The sequence below is a fragment of the Acerihabitans sp. genome (assembly GCF_036398755.1).
Classification (GTDB): domain Bacteria; phylum Pseudomonadota; class Gammaproteobacteria; order Enterobacterales; family Enterobacteriaceae; genus Acerihabitans.
The window spans coordinates 1-20,109 of sequence record NZ_DASWOM010000047.1 but is presented as its reverse complement, the minus strand read 5'-3'; the positions used below and the strand labels follow the sequence as shown (position 1 = coordinate 20,109).

At 55.2% G+C, this 20,109-nt stretch carries 20 protein-coding genes, 2 tRNA genes and 1 pseudogene; 13 read left to right on the top strand and 10 right to left on the bottom strand.

Features of this window, described 5'->3' with window-relative positions; all coding sequences use genetic code 11:
* Nucleotides 1-42: 42 nt before the first annotated feature.
* Both dtpA and gstA read left to right on the top strand, forming a co-directional pair.
* Nucleotides 43-1,572 (top strand): dipeptide/tripeptide permease DtpA, encoded by a 1,530-nt coding sequence (gene dtpA / locus VGC33_RS08395; RefSeq protein WP_331120301.1) that lies wholly within the window; start codon nucleotides 43-45, stop codon nucleotides 1,570-1,572.
* Between the two features lie 64 nt (nucleotides 1,573-1,636).
* Nucleotides 1,637-2,284, top strand: coding sequence for a glutathione transferase GstA (gstA, locus tag VGC33_RS08390; RefSeq protein ID WP_331120300.1), 648 nt, complete (start codon nucleotides 1,637-1,639; stop codon nucleotides 2,282-2,284).
* Nucleotides 2,285-2,335: 51 nt separating this feature from the next.
* Here gstA and pdxY read toward each other — a convergent pair whose 3' ends face one another.
* The 5 genes from pdxY to anmK all read right to left on the bottom strand — a co-directional run bounded on the left by pdxY (nucleotide 2,336) and on the right by anmK (nucleotide 6,885).
* Nucleotides 2,336-3,199: a pyridoxal kinase PdxY gene (gene pdxY / locus VGC33_RS08385; protein WP_331120299.1), complete on the bottom strand. Its 864-nt coding sequence runs from the start codon at nucleotides 3,197-3,199 to the stop codon at nucleotides 2,336-2,338.
* 81 nt (nucleotides 3,200-3,280) lie between these two features.
* Nucleotides 3,281-4,555, bottom strand: a complete 1,275-nt coding sequence (tyrS, locus tag VGC33_RS08380) for a tyrosine--tRNA ligase (protein ID WP_331120298.1) — start codon at nucleotides 4,553-4,555, stop codon at nucleotides 3,281-3,283.
* Between the two features lie 69 nt (nucleotides 4,556-4,624).
* A complete protein-coding gene (pdxH, locus tag VGC33_RS08375; protein ID WP_331120297.1) occupies nucleotides 4,625-5,275 on the bottom strand; it encodes a pyridoxamine 5'-phosphate oxidase in 651 nt (216 codons plus the stop codon).
* Between the two features lie 72 nt (nucleotides 5,276-5,347).
* Nucleotides 5,348-5,653: an MliC family protein gene (locus VGC33_RS08370; RefSeq protein ID WP_414636912.1), complete on the bottom strand. Its 306-nt coding sequence runs from the start codon at nucleotides 5,651-5,653 to the stop codon at nucleotides 5,348-5,350.
* Nucleotides 5,654-5,781: 128 nt separating this feature from the next.
* A complete protein-coding gene (gene anmK / locus VGC33_RS08365) occupies nucleotides 5,782-6,885 on the bottom strand; it encodes an anhydro-N-acetylmuramic acid kinase (RefSeq protein WP_331120295.1) in 1,104 nt (367 codons plus the stop codon).
* 330 nt (nucleotides 6,886-7,215) lie between these two features.
* Here anmK and slyB point away from each other — a divergent pair, with 330 nt between their 5' ends.
* A complete protein-coding gene (slyB, locus tag VGC33_RS08360) occupies nucleotides 7,216-7,683 on the top strand; it encodes an outer membrane lipoprotein SlyB (RefSeq protein WP_331120294.1) in 468 nt (155 codons plus the stop codon).
* A gap of 111 nt (nucleotides 7,684-7,794) precedes the next feature.
* Here slyB and slyA read toward each other — a convergent pair whose 3' ends face one another.
* Together slyA and VGC33_RS08350 are read right to left on the bottom strand one after the other, a co-directional pair.
* Nucleotides 7,795-8,229, bottom strand: a complete 435-nt coding sequence (gene slyA / locus VGC33_RS08355) for a transcriptional regulator SlyA (RefSeq protein WP_331120293.1) — start codon at nucleotides 8,227-8,229, stop codon at nucleotides 7,795-7,797.
* A 521-nt stretch (nucleotides 8,230-8,750) separates the two neighbouring features.
* Nucleotides 8,751-8,996: a DUF1289 domain-containing protein gene (locus tag VGC33_RS08350; RefSeq protein ID WP_331120292.1), complete on the bottom strand. Its 246-nt coding sequence runs from the start codon at nucleotides 8,994-8,996 to the stop codon at nucleotides 8,751-8,753.
* 251 nt (nucleotides 8,997-9,247) lie between these two features.
* On the opposite strand from VGC33_RS08350, the gene gloA reads away from it, so the two are divergent.
* Complete coding sequence (gene gloA, locus VGC33_RS08345) at nucleotides 9,248-9,655, top strand: lactoylglutathione lyase (protein WP_331120291.1); 408 nt, start codon at nucleotides 9,248-9,250, stop codon at nucleotides 9,653-9,655.
* A 118-nt stretch (nucleotides 9,656-9,773) separates the two neighbouring features.
* Nucleotides 9,774-10,439: a ribonuclease T gene (rnt, locus tag VGC33_RS08340; protein ID WP_331120290.1), complete on the top strand. Its 666-nt coding sequence runs from the start codon at nucleotides 9,774-9,776 to the stop codon at nucleotides 10,437-10,439.
* A gap of 89 nt (nucleotides 10,440-10,528) precedes the next feature.
* On the opposite strand, the gene VGC33_RS08335 is transcribed toward rnt, so the two are convergent.
* Complete coding sequence (locus VGC33_RS08335; protein WP_331120289.1) at nucleotides 10,529-10,876, bottom strand: Grx4 family monothiol glutaredoxin; 348 nt, start codon at nucleotides 10,874-10,876, stop codon at nucleotides 10,529-10,531.
* Nucleotides 10,877-11,301: 425 nt separating this feature from the next.
* On the opposite strand from VGC33_RS08335, the gene VGC33_RS08330 reads away from it, so the two are divergent.
* Entirely contained in the window at nucleotides 11,302-12,153 is an 852-nt protein-coding gene (locus tag VGC33_RS08330; RefSeq protein WP_331120288.1) for a C40 family peptidase, read from the top strand.
* A gap of 61 nt (nucleotides 12,154-12,214) precedes the next feature.
* On the opposite strand, the gene cydH is transcribed toward VGC33_RS08330, so the two are convergent.
* The gene (gene cydH / locus VGC33_RS08325) at nucleotides 12,215-12,304 is read right to left on the bottom strand and encodes a cytochrome bd-I oxidase subunit CydH (RefSeq protein WP_331120287.1); all 90 of its coding nucleotides are present in this window, start codon (nucleotides 12,302-12,304) and stop codon (nucleotides 12,215-12,217) included.
* A gap of 235 nt (nucleotides 12,305-12,539) precedes the next feature.
* Here cydH and purR point away from each other — a divergent pair, with 235 nt between their 5' ends.
* Together purR and cfa are read left to right on the top strand one after the other, a co-directional pair.
* Nucleotides 12,540-13,556 (top strand): HTH-type transcriptional repressor PurR, encoded by a 1,017-nt coding sequence (gene purR, locus VGC33_RS08320; protein WP_331120286.1) that lies wholly within the window; start codon nucleotides 12,540-12,542, stop codon nucleotides 13,554-13,556.
* 442 nt (nucleotides 13,557-13,998) lie between these two features.
* Nucleotides 13,999-15,150 carry a cyclopropane fatty acyl phospholipid synthase gene (cfa, locus tag VGC33_RS08315; RefSeq protein ID WP_331120285.1) on the top strand — a complete coding sequence of 384 codons (1,152 nt, stop codon included), beginning with the start codon at nucleotides 13,999-14,001 and terminating at the stop codon, nucleotides 15,148-15,150.
* A gap of 25 nt (nucleotides 15,151-15,175) precedes the next feature.
* Here the strand turns inward: cfa and VGC33_RS08310 are convergent, their stop codons facing one another.
* Complete coding sequence (locus VGC33_RS08310; protein WP_331120284.1) at nucleotides 15,176-15,817, bottom strand: riboflavin synthase subunit alpha; 642 nt, start codon at nucleotides 15,815-15,817, stop codon at nucleotides 15,176-15,178.
* A 205-nt stretch (nucleotides 15,818-16,022) separates the two neighbouring features.
* On the opposite strand from VGC33_RS08310, the gene VGC33_RS08305 reads away from it, so the two are divergent.
* The 5 genes and pseudogenes from VGC33_RS08305 to VGC33_RS08285 form a co-directional block, all read left to right on the top strand.
* Nucleotides 16,023-17,396 (top strand): MATE family efflux transporter, encoded by a 1,374-nt coding sequence (locus tag VGC33_RS08305; RefSeq protein WP_331120283.1) that lies wholly within the window; start codon nucleotides 16,023-16,025, stop codon nucleotides 17,394-17,396.
* A gap of 162 nt (nucleotides 17,397-17,558) precedes the next feature.
* Nucleotides 17,559-17,635: transfer RNA gene (locus VGC33_RS08300), tRNA-Val, on the top strand.
* An 8-nt stretch (nucleotides 17,636-17,643) separates the two neighbouring features.
* Nucleotides 17,644-17,720 (top strand) — tRNA-Val (locus tag VGC33_RS08295).
* Nucleotides 17,721-18,280: 560 nt separating this feature from the next.
* Nucleotides 18,281-19,693 carry a pyruvate kinase PykF gene (gene pykF / locus VGC33_RS08290; protein WP_331120282.1) on the top strand — a complete coding sequence of 471 codons (1,413 nt, stop codon included), beginning with the start codon at nucleotides 18,281-18,283 and terminating at the stop codon, nucleotides 19,691-19,693.
* A 343-nt stretch (nucleotides 19,694-20,036) separates the two neighbouring features.
* Nucleotides 20,037-20,109, top strand: a pseudogene (locus VGC33_RS08285) (hypothetical protein); the annotation flags it as partial.

The following is a 20,109-nucleotide window of genomic DNA, read 5'->3' as shown; positions in this document are numbered from 1 at the left end:
TATTTTTGCCGCTAGCGCGGCGAAAACGGCAACGAGGTATTTGTGTCTACGGCAAACCACACCACACCACCGGAAAAAATCAGCGTTAACGCCTTCAAACAGCCTAAATCGTTTTACCTTATTTTCTCGATAGAACTCTGGGAACGCTTTGGCTATTACGGATTGCAGGTCATCCTGGCCGTCTACCTGGTCAAGATGCTCGGCATGTCCGAGGGACAGTCCATTACCCTGTTCGCTTCGTTCAGCGCGCTGGTGTACGGTTTCGTCGCCATCGGCGGCTGGCTGGGCGACAAGGTGCTGGGCACCAAACGCGTTATCGTCATCGGCGCGCTGGTGCTGGCGGTGGGCTATAGCATGGTCGCCTATTCCAGTCACGCCGTCGCCTGGGTCTATCTGGGCATGGCGACCATCGCGGTCGGCAGCGGACTGTTCAAGGCCAATCCGTCTTCGCTGCTGTCAACCTGCTACCGCAAAGACGATCCGCGCCTGGACGGCGCCTTTACCATGTATTATATGGCGATCAATATCGGCTCGTTTGTTTCCACCCTGGCGACGCCGTGGCTTGCGGTCCGTTTTGGCTGGGGCGTCGCGTTTTCGCTAAGCGTGGCGGGCATGTTGATAACGCTGATGAATTTCTTCGCATGCCGCGGCTGGGTTCGCGATTATGGTTCCAAACCGGATTTCGCCCCGCTGCAATGGGGAAAGCTGGCGGCGGTTATCGCCGGCATCGCGGTCGCCATTGCCCTTTCGAGCTGGCTGCTGCATCACCAGACCATCGCCCGCTGGGTGCTGGGCCTGATTTCCGTCGGGATCATCCTGGTATTTGCCCGGGAAACCTTTGCCCTGCACGGCGCGGCGCGGCGGCGGATGCTGGTGGCCTTTTTAATGATGATGGAAGCGGTGGTGTTTTTTGTGCTATACAGCCAGATGCCCACGTCGCTGAATTTTTTCGCCATTCATAATGTGGATCACACCCTGTTCGACTGGTCGTTCCAACCGGAACAGTTCCAGGCCCTGAATCCGTTCTGGATCATGCTGGCCAGCCCGCTGCTGGCGGCATTGTACAATACCATGGGCGATCGCCTGCCGATGCCGTTCAAATTCGCCGCCGGCATGGTACTGTGTTCGCTGGCCTTTTTTGTCCTGCCGCTGGGCGCCCGCTTTGCCAATAACGCCGGTATCGTCTCGATGAACTGGCTTATCCTTAGCTATGCCCTGCAAAGCATCGGCGAGCTGATGATTTCCGGTCTCGGCCTGGCGATGGTGGCGCAGTTGGTGCCGCAGCGGCTGATGGGATTTATCATGGGCGCCTGGTTTTTGACTACCGCCGCCGCCGCGCTTATCGCCGGCTACGTCGCCAACCTGATGGCGGTACCCGCCGAGGTGATCGACGCCCGGCTTTCGCTAGCGGTCTATAGCCAGGTGTTTATGCAAATCGGTATCGTCACCGCGGTGATAGCGCTGCTGATGCTGGTTTTTGCCCCGCGGCTTAACCATATGTCGCGCCCGGATGACGCGCCCGAGCGCTTCGGCGTCCAAGGGGTGGACGACGCTCCCGTTATTGTCGGATAATCCCCCTGTGGGCTTTCACACCGCAAAAGGGTATTTATTATCCCATCCCGTTAAGGAGCGTCTTATGAAACTTTTTTATAAGCCCGGCGCCAGCTCGCTGACCGTGCATATCGCCTTACGCGAGGCGGGATTGGACTTTACCATTGAAAAAGTGGATTTGGTCAGTTTCAAAACCGAACATGGTGAAGATTACCGTGTGATAAATCCCAAAGGCCAGGTGCCGGCCCTGCTGCTTGATGACGGTACCGTGCTCACCGAAGTGGTGGCCATTGTCCAGTACCTGGCGGATTTGGTGCCGGATCGCCATCTGATCCCGCCGGCCGGCACCCTGTCCCGTTACCAGGCGATGGAATGGCTTAATTACGTGGCCAGCGAAATACATAAAAGCCTGGGCCCGCTGCTGCAGCCCGATATGCCGGAAGATTACAAAAGCCAATTGCGCCAGCAGTTGGACGCCAAGTTGCTTTATCTGGACCGGGAACTGGCCGATGGCGATTACCTGCTTGGCCCCCGCTTCACGGTGGCGGACGCCTACCTGTTTACCATGCTGACCTGGGCGCAGACCCTGAAGTTTGATTTACCGGCGACGCCGGCGGTGGCGCTGTATTTCAAACGGGTGGCGTCACGCCCCACGGTGGACGCGGCGCTGGCGGCGGAAGGACTGAGCGTGGCAAACGGGCAAGAACAGCGCTTTGGCGAACGGGCAATCTAGCCGTGCCCTGGCTGGCACCGGCGGCTGAATCCCGCCGGTGATGATGAGGCGTTATTTTATCTCCGTAGCCGGAAAATGATGCTGCGGCAGGGCAATCCGATCCTGCGCCGCCACCACCTGCAGCTCATACTCATTCATTTCTTTGGTCAGCTTCATGACCTCGTACACCGCGGCGGTAACGTGCTCCAGCGCCTTGACCGGCGACAGGCCCTTTAGCAGGTTAACCAACAGCAGGCCGCTGGTTAAATCACCGACGCCAACCGGCTGGCGTTCGCCAAAATCCACCAGCGGACGGCTGGTATGCCAGGCGTGCTCTTTGCTTACCAGCAGCATTTCAAACCTGTTTTTATCATAACCGGCGTAGCTCAGGTACTTGACCAGCACCAGCCTCGGGCCCTGTGCGCACAGTTCGCGTGCGGCGGCTATGGCTTCGTCGATACTATTAACCGCATGGCCGCACAGTTGCTCCAGCTCCAGCAGATTGGGCGCGATAATGTCGGCGTTCGGCAAGCCGCGCTTACCGTGGAATTCCGCCACGCCGGGCGCCACGATACATCCCTTTTCCGGATGACCCATCACCGGATCAAGAAAATACCAGGCATCGGGATTGGCCGCTTTTACCTGGCGCACAATTTCCAGGATATGTTCACCCTGCTCGGGCGCGCCTATATAACCGCTGAGCACCGCGTCGCAGTTTTTCAGTTGATCCACGGCGGCGATACCTTTCACGATTTCGGTTAAATGCGCGGCGGGCATCACGCAACCGGTCCAGTGACCATACTGCGTGTGGTTGGAGAACTGAACGGTATTTAGCGGCCAAACGTTGACGCCCATGCGACGCATGGGAAAAACCGCCGCGCTGTTACCCGCATGCCCAAACACCACGTGGGACTGGATAGACAGAATATTCTTCATTACCTTGCCTTAAAACCCTCGGCCTGGCGGCCGTATCGACACAAAGCGGAAGGCCTGCGGCCTTCCGCCGCAGTTAAACAATCATTCCCAGCGGATCAGGCAGTAGTTTTTCTTGCCGCGGCGCAGCAGGGTGTAGCGTTCATATAGCCGATCGACGTTGCTGAAGACATACTCCGCGGAGGATTGTTTTTCACCGTTAACCGCAATGGCGTTGGAGCCGATCATGGTTCTGGCCTGGCCGCGGGACGGCACCAGCCCCGCATCCACCAGCGCCTGCTGGAGATCCGCGCCATCCCTCAAGGCGATGGTGGGCATGCCGTCCTGCGCCAGCTGCGCCAGATCGTTGGCGGTAAGGGACTGCAGGGAACCTGAAAACAGGCTATCTGTGATACGCACCGCCGCCGCCAGGCCGGCTTCGCCGTGCACCAGCCGGGTAACCGCCTGCGCCAATACATACTGCGCGCGCGGTGCGCCGCCGGCGTTGCGGTCTTCCTGCTCCAGGGCGTTGATTTCTTCAATGGGCATGAAAGTGAAGAATTTCAGGAAACGGTAGACATCCGCGTCGGCGGTATTAATCCAGAACTGGTAAAATTTATACGGGCTGGTCTTGGCCGGATCCAGCCAGATTGCCCCGCCTTCGGTTTTGCCGAATTTAGTGCCGTCCGCTTTGGTAATCAGCGGTACGGTCATGCCGTAGACCTGTTTTTGGTTCATACGCCGCGTCAGGTCGATGCCGGAGGTAATGTTGCCCCACTGATCGGACCCGCCGATTTGCAGCTCTACACCGTATTGCTTGTTCAGCGACGCGAAGTCATAGCCCTGCAGCAGGTTATAGGAAAATTCGGTAAAGGAGATGCCGCTGTCGTCACGGTTAAGACGTTGCTTGACCGCTTCCTTGTTGATCATCTGGTTAACCGAGAAATGCTTGCCGATATCGCGCAGGAAGGTCAGCACGTTCATACTGCCGAACCAGTCATAATTGTTGGCGGCCACGGCGCTGTTTTCGCCGCAGTCAAAATCGAGGAAAGGAGAAACCTGGCGCCTGATTTTATCCACCCACTCCTGCACCGTCTCGGCGGTATTGAGTTTGCGCTCGACGGCCTTGAAACTCGGATCGCCGATAAGTCCCGTGGCGCCGCCCACCAAAGCCACCGGCCGGTGCCCGGCCAGTTGAAAACGCTTCAGGCACAATAGCGGCACCAGATGTCCCAAGTGCAAGCTATCGGCGGTCGGATCGAAACCGCAATACAGTGACAGCGGCCCCTGCGCCAGGCGCTCGGACAGCGCGGCCTCATCCGTGACCTGGGCAATCAGGCCCCGCTCTTGCAATTGTTGTATCAGGTTGCTGCTTGCCATCAAAAAACTCCATTATTGCTGTAAGAATCGGTGTTTAAACACCCTAAATAAACTCATGCGCCGCCGGCCTCAGGGCGCCAGGCGGTCTATCGCCCATCCCGCTTCCCGGCGCTGGTAGATGAACCTGTCGTGCAACCGGTGCTCGCCACCCTGCCAGAATTCCATGGTATCGATATGCACGCGGTACCCCCCCCAGAAACTGGGCAGCGGCACTTCCCCTTGCTGGAATTTTTGCCTGAGCTCGAGAAATTTGCTTTCCAGCACGCCACGGGCGGATATGCGGCTGGATTGGCGGGAGACCCAGGCGCCGATCTGGCTGTCCTTGGGCCGGCTATGGAAGTATTTCATGACCTCGACCAAGGACAGCCGCTCAGCGTGTCCGAGCACCATGACCTGGCGCTCTAGGGAGTGCCAGGGGAAATGCAGGCTGATGCGGGCGTTATGCGCCAGGTGCTCGGCCTTGCGGCTGCCCAGGTTGGTGTAAAACACCATGCCACGGCTATCGAAGTGCTTGAGCAGAACCATGCGCTGATAGGGCTGGCCAAGCTTGTCCACCGTCGCCACGCACATGGCGGTGGGATCGGCTAAGCGCGCCGCGCAGGCCTGCTGCAGCCAGTGTTCAAACAGGTCCAGCGGTTCGGGCGTCAGATCCGCGCGCCGCAGGCCGCCGCGGGTATACTCGCGGCGCAGGTCGGCGATATCGATGTGTTGTTCAGTCATAGTGTTTATCTGCGTCGGGCCAGGGCGATATTGTGCGCCGGGTGGCTAAAAATCTCAATGTTTAAGCGCCTTTCAACCGGCGATAATACAGTCGTTTATGATGATTTTACCTTCACGTTCGATAAAGGCGTTGGGGCCTTTCGACCAGAAAGCATAGTGTCCATCGCTATAGCGCGTGCCGGAGGCGGACATCACCTGCGCCAGTGTCAGCTGTTTGCCGTCGAGAATAAAACTGACCTGCGCCGGTTGCGCGCTCTGGCGCACCGTCAGCGGCATGGTGCCGCATTGATAGCGCAGCGTCTGTTCAACAGGACCGCGGTTAAACTGGCTGCAGGCGGTAACGGTAAGTACACAGGCAAATATAATAAGCCGTTTAATCATGATTTCCCCTAGGTTAAGCCGCTGTTTTGCGGCGGCGGATGGCGTCATGACCACCATAACCAACCCCGCCGCGCCGCTGAAGCGGAGCTGTCTTAAAAAACGCCCGGTGGAGAGACGCCGAGGGGTTATACGGGGTAAATCGCCCCCAGCACCGTTTCCCTGCTGGCGCCGGTGACCGACGGCAAATTACCGGGCAAACCCGATAGCGTGCGAAAGGCCAGCCAGGCGAAGGCCAGGGCTTCCATATCATCACCGCTGACGCCGTATTTGTCGGTGGGACCCACTTCGATACCGGGCAGCAGCGCGGACAGACGGGCCATCAGCAGCGGATTGCGCGCACCGCCGCCGCAGACCAGAAGATGCTCGCAGCCGCCCGACAGCAGCACTTGTTCCGTGATGGTCATGGCCGTTAACTCCAGCAGCGTGGCCTGCACATCACGGGGCGGTATCGGGACGAAATGGGTGAGCTGATACGATAGCCAGCCCAGGTTGAAATATTCGCGACCGGTGCTTTTAGGCGCCGGCAAGGCAAAATAACCGTCCGCAAGCAGATGCTGCAACAGCCCAAGGTGCACCGTGCCGCCCAGCGCCCAGGCGGCATCCTTATCGTAAGGAATGGCCAGGTGCCGCCATGCCCAGGCATCCATCAGGATATTGCCGGGTCCGGTATCGTACCCCCTGATGGGCTGCCCCGGCAGCAATAGCGAGAGGTTGGCGATGCCGCCGATATTCACCACCATGCGCCGTTCACCGGGATGCGCCAGCAGCGCGTGGTGAAAACCGGGTACCAGCGGCGCGCCCTGTCCGCCGAACGCCATGTCGCGGCGGCGGAAATCCCCAACGGTTGTAATGCCGGTCAGGGCGGCGATGCGATTGTTGTCGCCAATCTGTAACGTGCAGGGCGCCTCCCCGTCCGGCTGATGCCAAACGGTCTGGCCATGGTTGCCGATGGCCGTGATTTCATGGGCGGCCACGCCGGCGTGCCTGAGCATGGCCAGCACCGCCTCGCCGAAGAGCATGCCCAGGCGGGTATCCAGTTGCCCCACTTGTGACAATGTCACTTGTTGCCCCTGGCACATGGCCAGTATCTGATGTTTGAGCTCTTGCGGTATCGGATGACCATAGCTGTATTGCTGCGCCACCGTATGCTCATCAATGGCGGCAAGCACCACGTCCACGCCGTCAAGGCTGGTTCCGGACATCACGCCCACATAACGACCCGTTCTCATTGGCCTGCCCTTTTCCTACGCATGAGATTCATTTGTCGATTCCATGTGCCTACGTTAAACAGGTTTGATGAATCCGGCTATGAAAAGCCGACAGATTTTGAAACTTGTTACAATAAAATAACTTGGCGGGTAAAACCTTAGCGTCAAAATCATTGCTATAATCAGAAACAAGCGTCTGTTGATTCACTGTTTATGAATTTTACAATATTATCATCTACAGTAAGCTATCGCAGTAGCGCCTGGAAACAGATACGTTCGACGATGGTAACAATATTAGCATTTTTTCTGTCTCGGTTTGCCCGGACGAACGGCGTATAACAGGAGTTCTTTATGATGAAACCTTTGCTCGTGGTCACCCTGGCTGGCGTGATGCTGGCGGGCTGTGCCAGCAACAATACCCTGTCGGGTGATGTCTATTCCGCCAACGAGGCCAAGCAGGTACAAAACGTAACCTACGGTACCCTGGTGGGCGTAAGGCCGGTACAGATCCAGGGCGGCGAGGATTCAAACGTTATCGGCGCCATCGGCGGCGCGGTATTGGGTGGGTTTCTTGGCAATACCCTGGGCGGCGGCACCGGCCGCAGCCTGGCGACAGCCGCAGGCGCGGTGGCGGGCGGCGTGGCCGGTCAGGGCGTAACCAGCGCGGCCAGCCGCTCGCAGGGCGTGGAGCTTGAAGTGCGCAAAGACGACGGCAATACCATCATGGTGGTGCAAAAACAAGGCGACACCCGTTTCAGCGTGGGCCAACGCGTGGCGATTGCCAGCAACGGCCGCAACGTAACGGTTTCTCCGCGCTAATAACTTGCCCGCCCAGCGCGCCGGGCGGCGTAGATTTACCTCGGTTATTAAAAAAACCGGCATATTTATGCCGGTTTTTTTATAGATAACATGACGTTGAACCAAAACATGTCAGGACTTATTATAGAGCTCGAGGATATTTTTCTCCAAACGGGAAATCATATTACTCAGGAAATGGATTTCCTGTTCTGAAATACCGGTCAGGATTTCATCCCTGGTGCTATTAATGACATAATTCACTTCCTTGATGATGGGCTCTGCGGACTCCGTCAATTTAATACGCTTCGCTCGCCGATCGTTTGCGCAGGTATGGCGGGTAATCAGCTTTTTTTCTTCAAGCTGATCGAGCGTTCGCACCAACGATGGCTGCTCAATGCCGATAGCCTTAGCCAGCTGAATTTGCGACTGCTCCGGCGGTAGTTGGCAGATATTGTGCAGCGTGATCCAATGCGTCTGTGTCAGCTCTAGCGGTTTTAAGCGATGGTCAATCAATGCGCGCCAAACACGAACAAGTCGCGCCAAATCAGATCCTAATGGCGATTCCAATTCTCTCTCCTTATAATTAAGCTGATTAAGCTTGTTCCCTGGATTCCCATCCATTCTAATGGGTGGAATGGCAAATTACAAATATATATATATGAATAAGGTTGAAGTTAAGTTGAGACAGATGTAATACGCATGTTATTCCCTTAAAATAATGGACGTTACCGAAAAGCGCATTTCTCCTTGCCGATCGTCCGTTTAACGGATGGCCAGATCCTTCATTCCGCAAAACTTTCCACCTAGTATAGGGTAAGCGTTGGAAACGTCATATAATCCGTTTCTGGCTCTGGCTGCCCGGCATTCTTACATCAGTACCTATCGTATGCCAAGCGGATTATTCATAACTGTATCACTATTATTGTCATTCTTCGTGATTTATTGTTAATTTAAGTTAAATGAAGATATAACAAATATCATTATGTCATGTATTCGAGCTGATAATCTAATCGTAATATATTAATAGATATCTATTAGTGTGCATATTAATAATAATTATTATTACATTTATACCCCGCTGTATTTGTTCAAAAAAGCGAAGGTTGTTCCGGACCGGCGGGTTCGGCCGCAGCGCTGTTGGCGGCGCGCCGCAGGCGCAGGTAACGCTGGTGGCACAATCGCAACACCTCTCGTTTCTGGCCGTCGTTCATGTTCATCCAGTCGAAACGTTCCTGACGTGAGCGCAGGCAGCCACGGCAAAAGCCACGGTCATCGGATTGACAGACACCGCGGCAAGGACTGTTTATGGTGAAAAACTCAAGCTGTTCCGGCACGCGCCCTCCTGTTTAACTTTCATTGAAGACGTTATTGCCCCAGCTTGCAAGTCGAGAACACCAAAAAGCGCTCGCCGGCGAGAATCGCACGCCCTTGCGGGCTAGCGGTCGGGCGGCGCGAACGCAAAGAGGTTACGCCGCCGCGCAGGGGCATTTCCGCTCCCCCGCCCTGAAGGTCTGGGATATACTGATATACCCGGATTTAACCATAGGCGATGGATCAGCCATCGTCACTGCCCAATGAGGATATTATGCGCCTGCTTCATACCATGCTACGCGTCACCGATTTACAGCGATCTATCGATTTTTATACCGGGATCCTGGGCATGCGCCTGCTGCGCACCAGCGAGAACACGGAATATAAATATACCCTGGCTTTTGTCGGTTATACCGAGGAGACGGAAGGCGCGGTGCTTGAATTGACCTACAACTGGGGCGTCGATAGCTACGCGCTGGGCACCGCCTATGGCCATATCGCGCTCGGGGTGGACGACGTGGCCGCCACCTGCGAACGCATTCGCCAGGCCGGCGGCAAGGTGACCCGCGAGGCGGGACCGGTCAAGGGCGGCACTACGGTTATCGCCTTTATCGAGGATCCCGACGCGTATAAAATTGAACTGATTGAACAAAAACATGCCGGTAAGGGCTTGGGCGAGTAAAGCCCCGCGCCCGGCCAGGCTAAATCCGCTCCCCTGAAGACCGGAGCGGATTCGCCATGCATCCCGCGCTAAAATTTGCCATAATGCGGGCTGTTTTCCCTGAATATTAAGAACAGGCATGGCTGAACTTGACGATGTAAATACCCTTCGCGGCCGTTTTCGCGGCTTTTATCCTGTGGTCATCGATATTGAATCCGCCGGCTTCAACGCCGCTACCGACGCCCTGCTCGAAATTGCCGCCGTCACGGTCAACATGGACGACCAGGGCTGGCTGGTTACCGACCAATGCCTGCATTTCCATGTTGAGCCTTTTCCCGGCGCGCTATTGCAGCCGGAAGCCCTCGCCTTTAACGGCATCGACCCGACCAACCCGCTGCGCGGCGCGGTAAGCGAATACGACGCGCTGCATGAAATTTTTAAAATGGTGCGCAAAGGCATTAAGGATCGGGGCTGTAACCGGGCGATTATTGTTGCCCATAATGCCGGATTCGATCACGGGTTCCTGATGGCGGCGGCCGGCCGGGCCGCGCTCAAGCGCAATCCTTTCCATCCGTTCGCCACCTTTGACACCGCCGCCCTGAGCGGGCTGGTGCTGGGCCAGACGGTATTGGCCAAAGCCTGCGCCGCCGGCGGCATCGAATTTGACGGCAGCCAGGCGCATTCAGCCCTATATGACACCGAGCGCACCGCTGAACTGTTTTGCGAATTGGTCAATCGCTGGAAACGTCTCGGCGGCTGGCCGGTTCCCCCTGTCGGCGACACCGCCGCCGGCGAGCACGATTAATCCAGCCCGCCGTCGGCGCCGGATAAAAAAAGCCACCTCCGGCAGCGATACCGGCGGTGGCTTTTTTATGCGCAAGCGTGACGCAGGACTCAGGAAGGCGTTTGGTTTTCCTGGGCGTTGTATTTCACCGCGGCTTCTTTAACCAGCGGTTGCAGTTCGCCGTGCTGATACATCTCAATGATGATATCGCATCCGCCGACCAGTTCGCCGTCCACCCAGAGCTGTGGAAAGGTCGGCCAGTTGGCGAATTTCGGCAACTCGGCGCGAATGTCCGGATTTTGCAGGACATCCACATAGGCGAAACGTTCGCCGCAGGCTGAGAGCGCCTGCACCGCTTGGGCGGAAAACCCGCAGCCCGGCAATTTCGGCGAACCTTTCATATAAAGAAGAATCGGGTTCTCAGCTATCTGCTGCTGGATTTTTTCTATTGTCGTCATTGTCTCGCTTCCTCACGCCAGTATCTGGCTTTATCTGCACTGTTCTGCACTGCTCTGTGCGGGATGACACTCAGTCTCTTTATTCTAGCCACTACCGGGCAAACTGATAAACGTTTTTTTACCGGCACGCGCGTTCATGGCGCATTAATTCGTTCCTTTCGCGTTCGCCCGCCAGGGTAAACATGATATTTTAGCGGCTTTTCACCCCGCCGGGGTAACAAAACGGGCTTAAACATTCGTTTAATGAACGGTAACTATGTTGAATAATGCGCCGCTGAACGCTGATAAATGCAGCAAAATCGAACTTATTCACGTTTATACACAATAAGGAGTGATTTGATGATGCAATGACGGAGCAAATAGCTTAAATTCCTGTGAGGTGTCGATAACCCCCTATTTTGGGCCACATAAGGATAGCGTTTATCATGCGTTTGTGCTTTACGCTTTTTGTGTTGCTTTTTACCCAGTTGTTTCTGAATCTGGCACATGCCGCGCCGAACGCCGGCGTTAACGCCGATCAGCGCAAGTCCCAGGCCGCGGCGGCTAAAACCGGTGACCGGCGCAAGCGCAAACCGGTAAAAATGGCCAAAAAAAGCAAACCCGTCGCCAGCGAGCCCGCCGTCAGCGCAAAAGCCGTTGCTAAAAAGCCGCCTGAACCCGCGCACGCGAAAGCCGTCGCTAAAAAAAGCACTTTACGCGTGCAGGCCAAGCCCCCGCGGGCAACGGCGACGAAAAAACTGGCTAATTTCACCCCGCCGAAAAAAGGCTATAAAAGAGGCTATGGCAGGCACCGGATTAAAGACCGGGCGGCAGTGGAACTGGTGGCCAACGATGAGCCGATCAAAATGAGCGACAGCCATAAAAAACGTTACCAAACCGCCAAGCTCACGGCCATGAACAAACTGCTTTCCCAAATGGGTAAGCCCTACCGCTGGGGCGGCATGTCGCCCAATACCGGTTTTGACTGCAGCGGCCTGATTTATTACGCTTATAAAGATGTGGTGCGCATCCATATGCCGCGCACCGCCAATGAAATGTATCACCTGCGCGACGCGGCGCCGGTCAAGAAAGATGACCTGGAAAGCGGGGACCTGGTTTTTTTCCATATTTCCAATCGCGGCGCGGCCGATCATGTCGGCGTTTATCTCGGCAACGGGCGTTTTATCCAGTCCCCCCGGACCGGCAGCGATATTCGCATCAGCTATCTGAGTGAAGATTATTGGCAGGACCATTACGTTGGCGCCCGCCGGGTGGTCACGCCGAAAAATATACGCTGATACCCTGTATAAAAAAGAGGAGCCCAGGCTCCTCTTTTTTATACACCCAACCGAAGTGCAATCAGTTCATCACCGCGGTAAAGCTGAAGGCGATTATCACCAACAGCGAGAACACCGTGGTCAGTAACGACATTTTTAAATCGCTATCCATTCTGTCTCCTTAGAAGTAAGCCAAGGCGCCGGTTCTAACCACCGCGACCCCATGTAGTTATGCTCAGTTTGCCATAGCGGCGCGCAAAAAGCTTGCGCCCGGGCTGACGTCTTGACATATAACGCTTTCACTTTAGCCCGGGATCAAGGAAAATTAACGGTTAATTCCATAGCGTCGTAAAGTGCTTGCGCCTTCGACAGATATTTTAGCCAGGGCGTACGGGAGTATTCAAGGCATGGCAACCATCAAAGATGTGGCAAAACGCGCTAATGTATCCACCACCACCGTTTCGCACGTCATCAATAAAACCCGTTTTGTTGCGCAGGATACAAAACTCGCCGTAATGGACGCCATAAAACAGCTACATTACTCACCCAGCGCCGTGGCGCGCAGCCTGAAGGTTAATCGCACCAAATCCATCGGCCTGCTCGCCAGCACCAGCGAAGCGCCTTATTTTGCCGAAATTATTGAAGCGATTGAACACCACTGCTTTGCCCGCGGTTATACCCTTATATTATGCAATTCCCACAACGATCTGGAAAAACAGCGCGCCTACCTGGCGATGCTGGCGCAAAAACGCGTCGACGGGCTGTTGGTGATGTGCGCCGAGTATCCTGAAGCGCTGCTGGATATGCTGGAAGAATACCGGCATATTCCCATGGTGGTCATGGATTGGGGCGAGGCCCGCCGTGATTTTACCGACGCCATCATCGATAACGCCTTTGCCGGCGGGTATATGGCGACGCGATATCTGCTCGAACGCGGGCATCGCGCCATCGGCGCCATACCCGGCCAGCTGGCGCGCAACACCGGCGGCGGGCGCCACCGCGGCTACCTGCATGCCATGAAGGAAGCCGGCATCCCGTTAAACGATCGCTGGATAGTACAAGGCAATTTCGAACCGGAATCCGGCTACCTGGCGATGAAGCAAATCCTGGCGCAAACGCCGCGCCCCACCGCGGTATTTTGCGGCGGCGACATCATGGCCATGGGCGCGCTGTGCGCCATCAATGAAATGGGCCTGAGCGTGCCTCGGGATATTTCTTTAATTGGTTACGACAATGTGCGCAATTCGTGCTTTTTCAGTCCGGCACTGACCACCATCCATCAGCCTAAAGAGGATTTGGGCGAGGCTGCGCTGACCATGCTGCTCGACCGGATAACCAGCAAGCGCGAGGACGCCCACACCATCGAAGTGCATCCGTCGCTGATTGAACGTCACTCGGTAGCCGACGGTCCCTTCCCCGCTTAAGCCCTGCCGCCAGGCTTTTCAACGGCGGGCGGGCGCCTATCTCTTTTTTGTAAAGCGCCGTCCGCCGTGGACACAAGAATTTTCATATATCGATCTCTGTGCAAACAGTTATTGTTTCAGAATGAAATCATTAAGTTATACTATGAAATACATTAGCGCGTTAGCTATTGTCTAAATTCAGATGCAGGCTTATACTCAATATCGTTAACAATTATAACGAGTTGTCTAATTATTTTGTATAAAAGTATGTCGTGTTTTCCAACATGACATCACCCTTTTTATAAAGCGCCCGGCTAAGTGGCAGTCTATGGTTTACTTTATATTCCTCTGTTGATGGTGGTACCTCAGACACCACGGATAACCGTGGATTCTTATAAAGCCCGCAGGCAGGGTGAATGCTTTTCCTGACGGGGCATTACAGAAGAAAGGTGATGGAGAAGCTATGAGTTCCTCGTGCGTTGAAGACCTGAGCTTTCATGATAATGATTGGTACCGTATCGTCCATGAATTGCTCGCGCAGGCCGGTATTGAACTTAATGGTTCAAGACCTTTTGATCTGCGAATCAAGAATCCAGGATTTTTTAAGCGTGTATTGCAAGACGGTTCTTTAGGATTGGGCGAGAGCTACATGGACGGCTGGTGGGAATGCGAACGACTTGACATCTTTTTCCAGCGGGTTCTTAAGGCGGGGCTGGAGAACAAGCTTCCGCATCATCTTAAGGATACCCTACGGATTGCCGCCGCCCGGCTGATGAATCTCCAGTCGCGCAAGCGGGCCTGGATTGTTGGCAAAGAACATTATGATTTGGGTAATGATCTGTTTGAAATGATGCTGGATCCCTATATGCAATACTCCTGCGGCTACTGGAACAAGGCGACCACCCTTGTGCAGGCGCAACAGGATAAGCTGAAGATGATCTGCGAAAAGCTACAGTTGCGTCCCGGCATGACGCTGCTCGACGTCGGCTGCGGCTGGGGTGGGCTTGCCGCCTATGCGGCGGAAAATTATGGCGTTTCGGTACAGGGCGTTACGATTTCCGCCGAGCAGCAAAAGCTGGCGCAAACCCGCTGCGAAGGACTGGACGTCACGATTTTACTGCGCGACTATCGCGATCTGGATATGCAGTTTGATCGCATTGTTTCGGTCGGGATGTTCGAACACGTCGGCCCCAAAAATTACGCCACTTATTTCGACGTGATCGATCGCAACCTGAAACGGGACGGTCTGTTCCTGCTGCATACCATCGGCTCGAATATCACCGACATGAATGTCGACCCCTGGATAGATAAATATATTTTCCCCAACGGTTGCCTGCCGTCGGTGCAGCAGATTGCCCATGCCAGCGAAAGACATTTCGTGATGGAGGACTGGCATAACTTCGGCTCTGATTACGATAAAACGCTTATGGCCTGGTATGAACGTTTTATCGCCTCCTGGCCGTCCTTGTCCGATAAATACTCCGACCGTTTTTTCCGCATGTTCAGTTATTATCTGAATGCCTGCGCGGGCGCGTTCCGCGCGCGTAATATTCATTTATGGCAAGTGTTGTTCAGCCCTGAAGGCGTGGAAGGCGGAATACGCGTTCCACGTTAAGCCCTTGGCGCGCCGGGCCGGCGCGTTAAAGGGTATTTATCGTCGCGGCAATCGCCGCTTCCCGCTGCGCCAGAACGCGCTCCACCGTATCCACCACCGCCTGGGTCTGGGGGTCGATTTCAATATTGACCCGCTGGCCCAGCCGTTTCTTGCCAAGCGTGGTGCGCAGCAGCGTCTCCGGTATCAGGTGGACGCAAAACTTTTCCTGCACCACTTCCCCAATCGTCAGGCTGATGCCGTCGATGCCGATATAGCCTTTGTACAGAACATATTTCATCAGTTCTTTATCCGGCATCCTGAACCAGATTTGCCGATTGTTTTCCGACGTGACGATTTTCACTATCTCGGCGCTGCACATAATGTGCCCTGACATGACATGCCCGCCGATCTCGGCGTTAAAGGTGGCGGCGCGCTCCACGTTCACCTCGTCCCCGACCTGTAAATCGCCGAGATTGGTCACCCGCAGCGTCTCTTTCATCAAGTCAAACGCCACCAGGTTACCCTCGATGCCGCTCACCGTCAGGCAACAGCCATTGTGCGCAACGGAGGCGCCCGCCTCAAGGCCTGCCAGCATTGCCGCCGGCAGGGTAATGAAATGCGTGCGAAAATTCGCCTTTTCGTCAATCGCCACAATGGGCGCGGTGCCCTGAACAATACCCGTAAACATAACCTTGGCCTCTGTAAACCACCGCTGGAATCAGTCAGGCTAGTGTGCACGATTTCCACGGGAAAACCAAATCGTCCACCTCGCGTATTTGTGCCGCCCCGCACTGGTATAAACGGGCAAATGCTTTACACTATGCCCCAGATTTTTAACCTTTATGTTAACTTTCGCCTGCTTATTCCATACTCATAAAATTATAGGTGCCTACGTGCAGAAGTACTTCCTGGAAGCGCGTACATTAATGTCCCTGGCGATACCGGTTATTTTCGCGCAAATAGCCCAAACGTCGATGGGAGTGGTCGATACCATCATGTCCGGTTCCGTCAGCGCGACCGACATGGCGGCGGTCGCCGTCGGCACCTCCATCTGGCTGCCCACCATCCTGTTCGGCCACGGCCTTATCCTTGCGCTGACGCCGGTTATCGCGCAGCTGAACGGCTCCGGCCGCCGCGAGCGCATCGCCTATCAGGTGCGCCAGGGATTCTGGCTGGCGGCGGCGGCGGCGATATTGGTCATGGTGGTGCTGTATAACTGCCGCCTGGTGATCGAAAGAATGCATCATGTCGATCCCGAACTCACGCATAAAGCGGTGGCTTACCTGCACTTCCTGCTCTGGGGGGCGCCCGGCTACCTGTTTTTCCAGGTATTGCGCTGTCAATGCGACGGATTGTCCAAAACCAAGCCCGGCATGGTGATAGGCTTCCTCGGCCTGCTGGCCAACATCCCGATAAATTATATTTTTATCTACGGCAAATTCGGCATGCCGGCCATGGGCGGCGTGGGGTGCGGTATCGCCACCGCCGCCGTCTACTGGATAATGTACGTCGTGATGTGGTTCTATATGCGCCGGGCCGGCAGTTTTCAGGATCTTCATCTGCCGGGCGCGTTCACCCGGCCCGACTGGACCGCCCTGCGCCGGCTGGCCGGCCTGGGCTTGCCCGTGGCCCTGTCGCTGTTCTTCGAAGTCACGCTGTTCGCCGTGGTGGCCCTGCTGGTGGCGCCGCTGGGTATCGTCGCGCTGGCGGGACATCAGATTGCCCTGAATTTCAGCTCCCTGATGTTCGTGCTGCCGCTGTCGATGGGCGTCGCCGCCACTATCCGCGTCGGATTCCGCCTGGGGGAAAACAACGTGGAACAAGCGAGGGTCGCCGCCTGGACCAGCCTGGGCATGGGCGTGATACTGGCCTGCGTAACCGCGGTATGCACCCTGCTGTACCGGGTGGAGATCGCCCGGCTGTATAATGATACGCCGGCGGTGGTGGCGATGGCCTCCCATCTGATGGCGCTGGCGGCCATCTATCAAATCTCCGACTCCATCCAGGTGATCGGCAACGGCGTGCTGCGCGGCTATAAAGACACCCGCTCGATTTTTTTCATTACCTTTACCGCCTACTGGCTGCTGGGTCTGCCGTGCGGATATCTCCTGGCGCTGACGGACTACCTGGTGCCCGCCATGGGGCCGAGCGGTTTCTGGATGGGCTTTATCCTCGGACTGACGTCGGCGGCGGTGCTGATGACCCTGCGCATGCTTTGGCTTCAGCGCCAGCCCTCAAGGCTTATCCTCAACCGGGCGGCCCGCTGAGTTCGATGATTGCCGACGTTCGCCGGTCAAAAAACCGGCACCCTGCGTATTAGATCGTCAGTTGTTCGCCGGCGGCGGGAAAAAACGCTTTTTCCTCTTGCATGCGGTGATGTTGCCCGTTAATATTCGTCCCGCTGTCAGACAGACGGCATTGTGCAGTATGCGTTCTTAGCTCAGCTGGTTAGAGCACCACCTTGACATGGTGGGGGTCGATGGTTCGAGTCCATTAGAACGCACCACCTCTTGTGCGTCCGTAGCTCAGCTGGTTAGAGCACCACCTTGACATGGTGGGGGTCGGTGGTTCGAGTCCACTCGGACGCACCATTTCAGATATCTCCCGGATAATGGCCTTTTATCTGCCTCTTTTTGCTTTCCCTCACGCTTCACCCCGATAGCCGACAGGCGGAAAAACGCCGATAGCGATTCCCTTACGTTAATCCCCGTTGGCAATATTGTTATCTGTTGCCCGTATATACGCCCAATGTTGCACAGCGGTTATCGATTTTATTGTGCATCTGCGCAACACTTGATACTAAAAATTTGCATATTTACCACAAATGCACTCTTTTTCATGGCTTACGCATTATTTGTGCTGTTTTTATCTTGTTTCCGCCAGCCCAATAACTATAATACAAAACGTTATTTCAATCGAATGGCTCAAGCCCCATTGATTAGCCAAATACTAATTAAAACAGACTTATCCACTACCGCTTGCCGGCGCGTCCGGCCAGACAATTTAGCTATATTTTCATCATTTTCTCACTTTTTTCTCCTATCCTTGAACATGGGGAACAGGCTCGCAAGGCTGCACAATTTTTCGTCGTCGATATTTACCGGCGATATATCAGATTTATCATCCAACACAACTTGCAGATACTATTGTTATGAAAAAGACAAAAATCGTTTGTACCATCGGTCCTAAAACCGAATCGAAAGAAATGCTGTCAAAGCTGCTGCACGCGGGCATGAACGTCATGCGTCTCAATTTCTCCCACGGCGACTTTGAAGAGCACGGCAATCGCATCACCAACCTGCGCGCCATCCTGCAGGAAACCGGTATGAAAGCCGCCATCCTGCTTGATACCAAAGGGCCGGAAATCCGTACCATGAAGCTGGAAAACGGCAACGACGTTTCCCTGACCGCCGGCCAGACCTTTACCTTCACCACCGACCAAACGGTCATCGGCAGCAAAGACCGCGTTGCGGTAACCTATCCGGGCTTTGCCAAGGACCTGTCGGTGGGCAACACCGTTCTGGTGGATGACGGCCTGCTGGGCATGGAAGTTATCGCCGTCACCGAAACCACCGTGCAATGCAGGGTATTGAACAACGGTGATCTGGGCGAAAATAAAGGCGTCAACCTGCCGGGCGTGTCCATCGCGCTGCCGGCGCTGGCTGAAAAAGACAAGGGCGATTTGATTTTCGGCTGCGAACAGGGCGTGGATTTTATCGCCGCCTCGTTTATCCGTAAACGCTCCGATGTCCTGGAAATTCGTGAACACCTTAAGCTTCATGGCGGCGACCATATCCAGATCATCTCCAAAATTGAAAACCAGGAAGGCCTGAACAATTTTGACGAAATCCTGGAAGCCTCCGACGGCATCATGGTTGCCCGTGGCGACCTGGGCGTGGAAATTCCGGTCGAGGAAGTGATCTTTGCCCAGAAGATGATGATCGAAAAATGCAACCGTGCGCGTAAAGTGGTGATCACCGCCACCCAAATGCTTGACTCCATGATCAAGAACCCACGCCCAACCCGCGCCGAAGCCGGCGACGTGGCCAATGCGATCATCGACGGCACCGATGCGGTCATGCTGTCCGGTGAAAGCGCCAAAGGGAAATATCCGCTGGAAGCCGTGACCATCATGGCCACCATCTGCGATCGCACCGACCGCGTGATGCCCAGCCGCATCGACAGCCTCAACGACAGCCGCAAGCTGCGCATCACCGAAGCCGTATGTCGCGGCGCGGTGGAAACCGCTGAAAAACTGGAAGCGCCGTTGATAGTCGTGGCGACCGAAGGCGGCAAGTCCGCCAAAGCGGTACGTAAATACTTCCCTAAAGCGGAAATTCTGGCGTTGACCACCAATGCCATTACCGCCCGCCAGCTGCTGTTGTCAAAAGGCGTAACCTGCCAACTGGTGGATGAAATCGCCTCTACCGATGATTTCTACCGCATCGGCAAGGCCATGGCCATTGAAACCGGCCTGGCGAAGAAAGGCGAAATCGTGGTGATGGTTTCCGGCGCCCTGGTGGCGAGCGGCACCACCAACACCGCCTCCGTTCACCTGCTGTAAATCCGGGTTCCACTACCCGCGCCTCCGGCTTGCCGGGGGCTTTTTTTTGCCCGCGGCGTTAAGCGCCGCCGGGTAATTTGCCCGCCCCACCCATTTGCGTGCAATAAATTAACGTTGATAGCACAAAAACACCCTGCCTTTTTAGCAAGACTTAATCGGAGTTTTCTTATGGCAGGGGGCGGTTTGTCTCTTTTTTTTTAACCTTGCTGTAAAACAAGACGTTTCTTTGAGCACTCAGTCGAATTTAATCGTTTTATTACTAAAAATTGTTCTCCTTCGAAAATACTTTGTGTAATACTTGTAATGCTACATGGAGATTAACTCAATCTAGAGGGTATTAATAATGAATCGTACTAAACTGGTACTGGGCGCGGTAATTTTGGGTTCCACTCTGCTTGCTGGCTGTTCAAGCAACG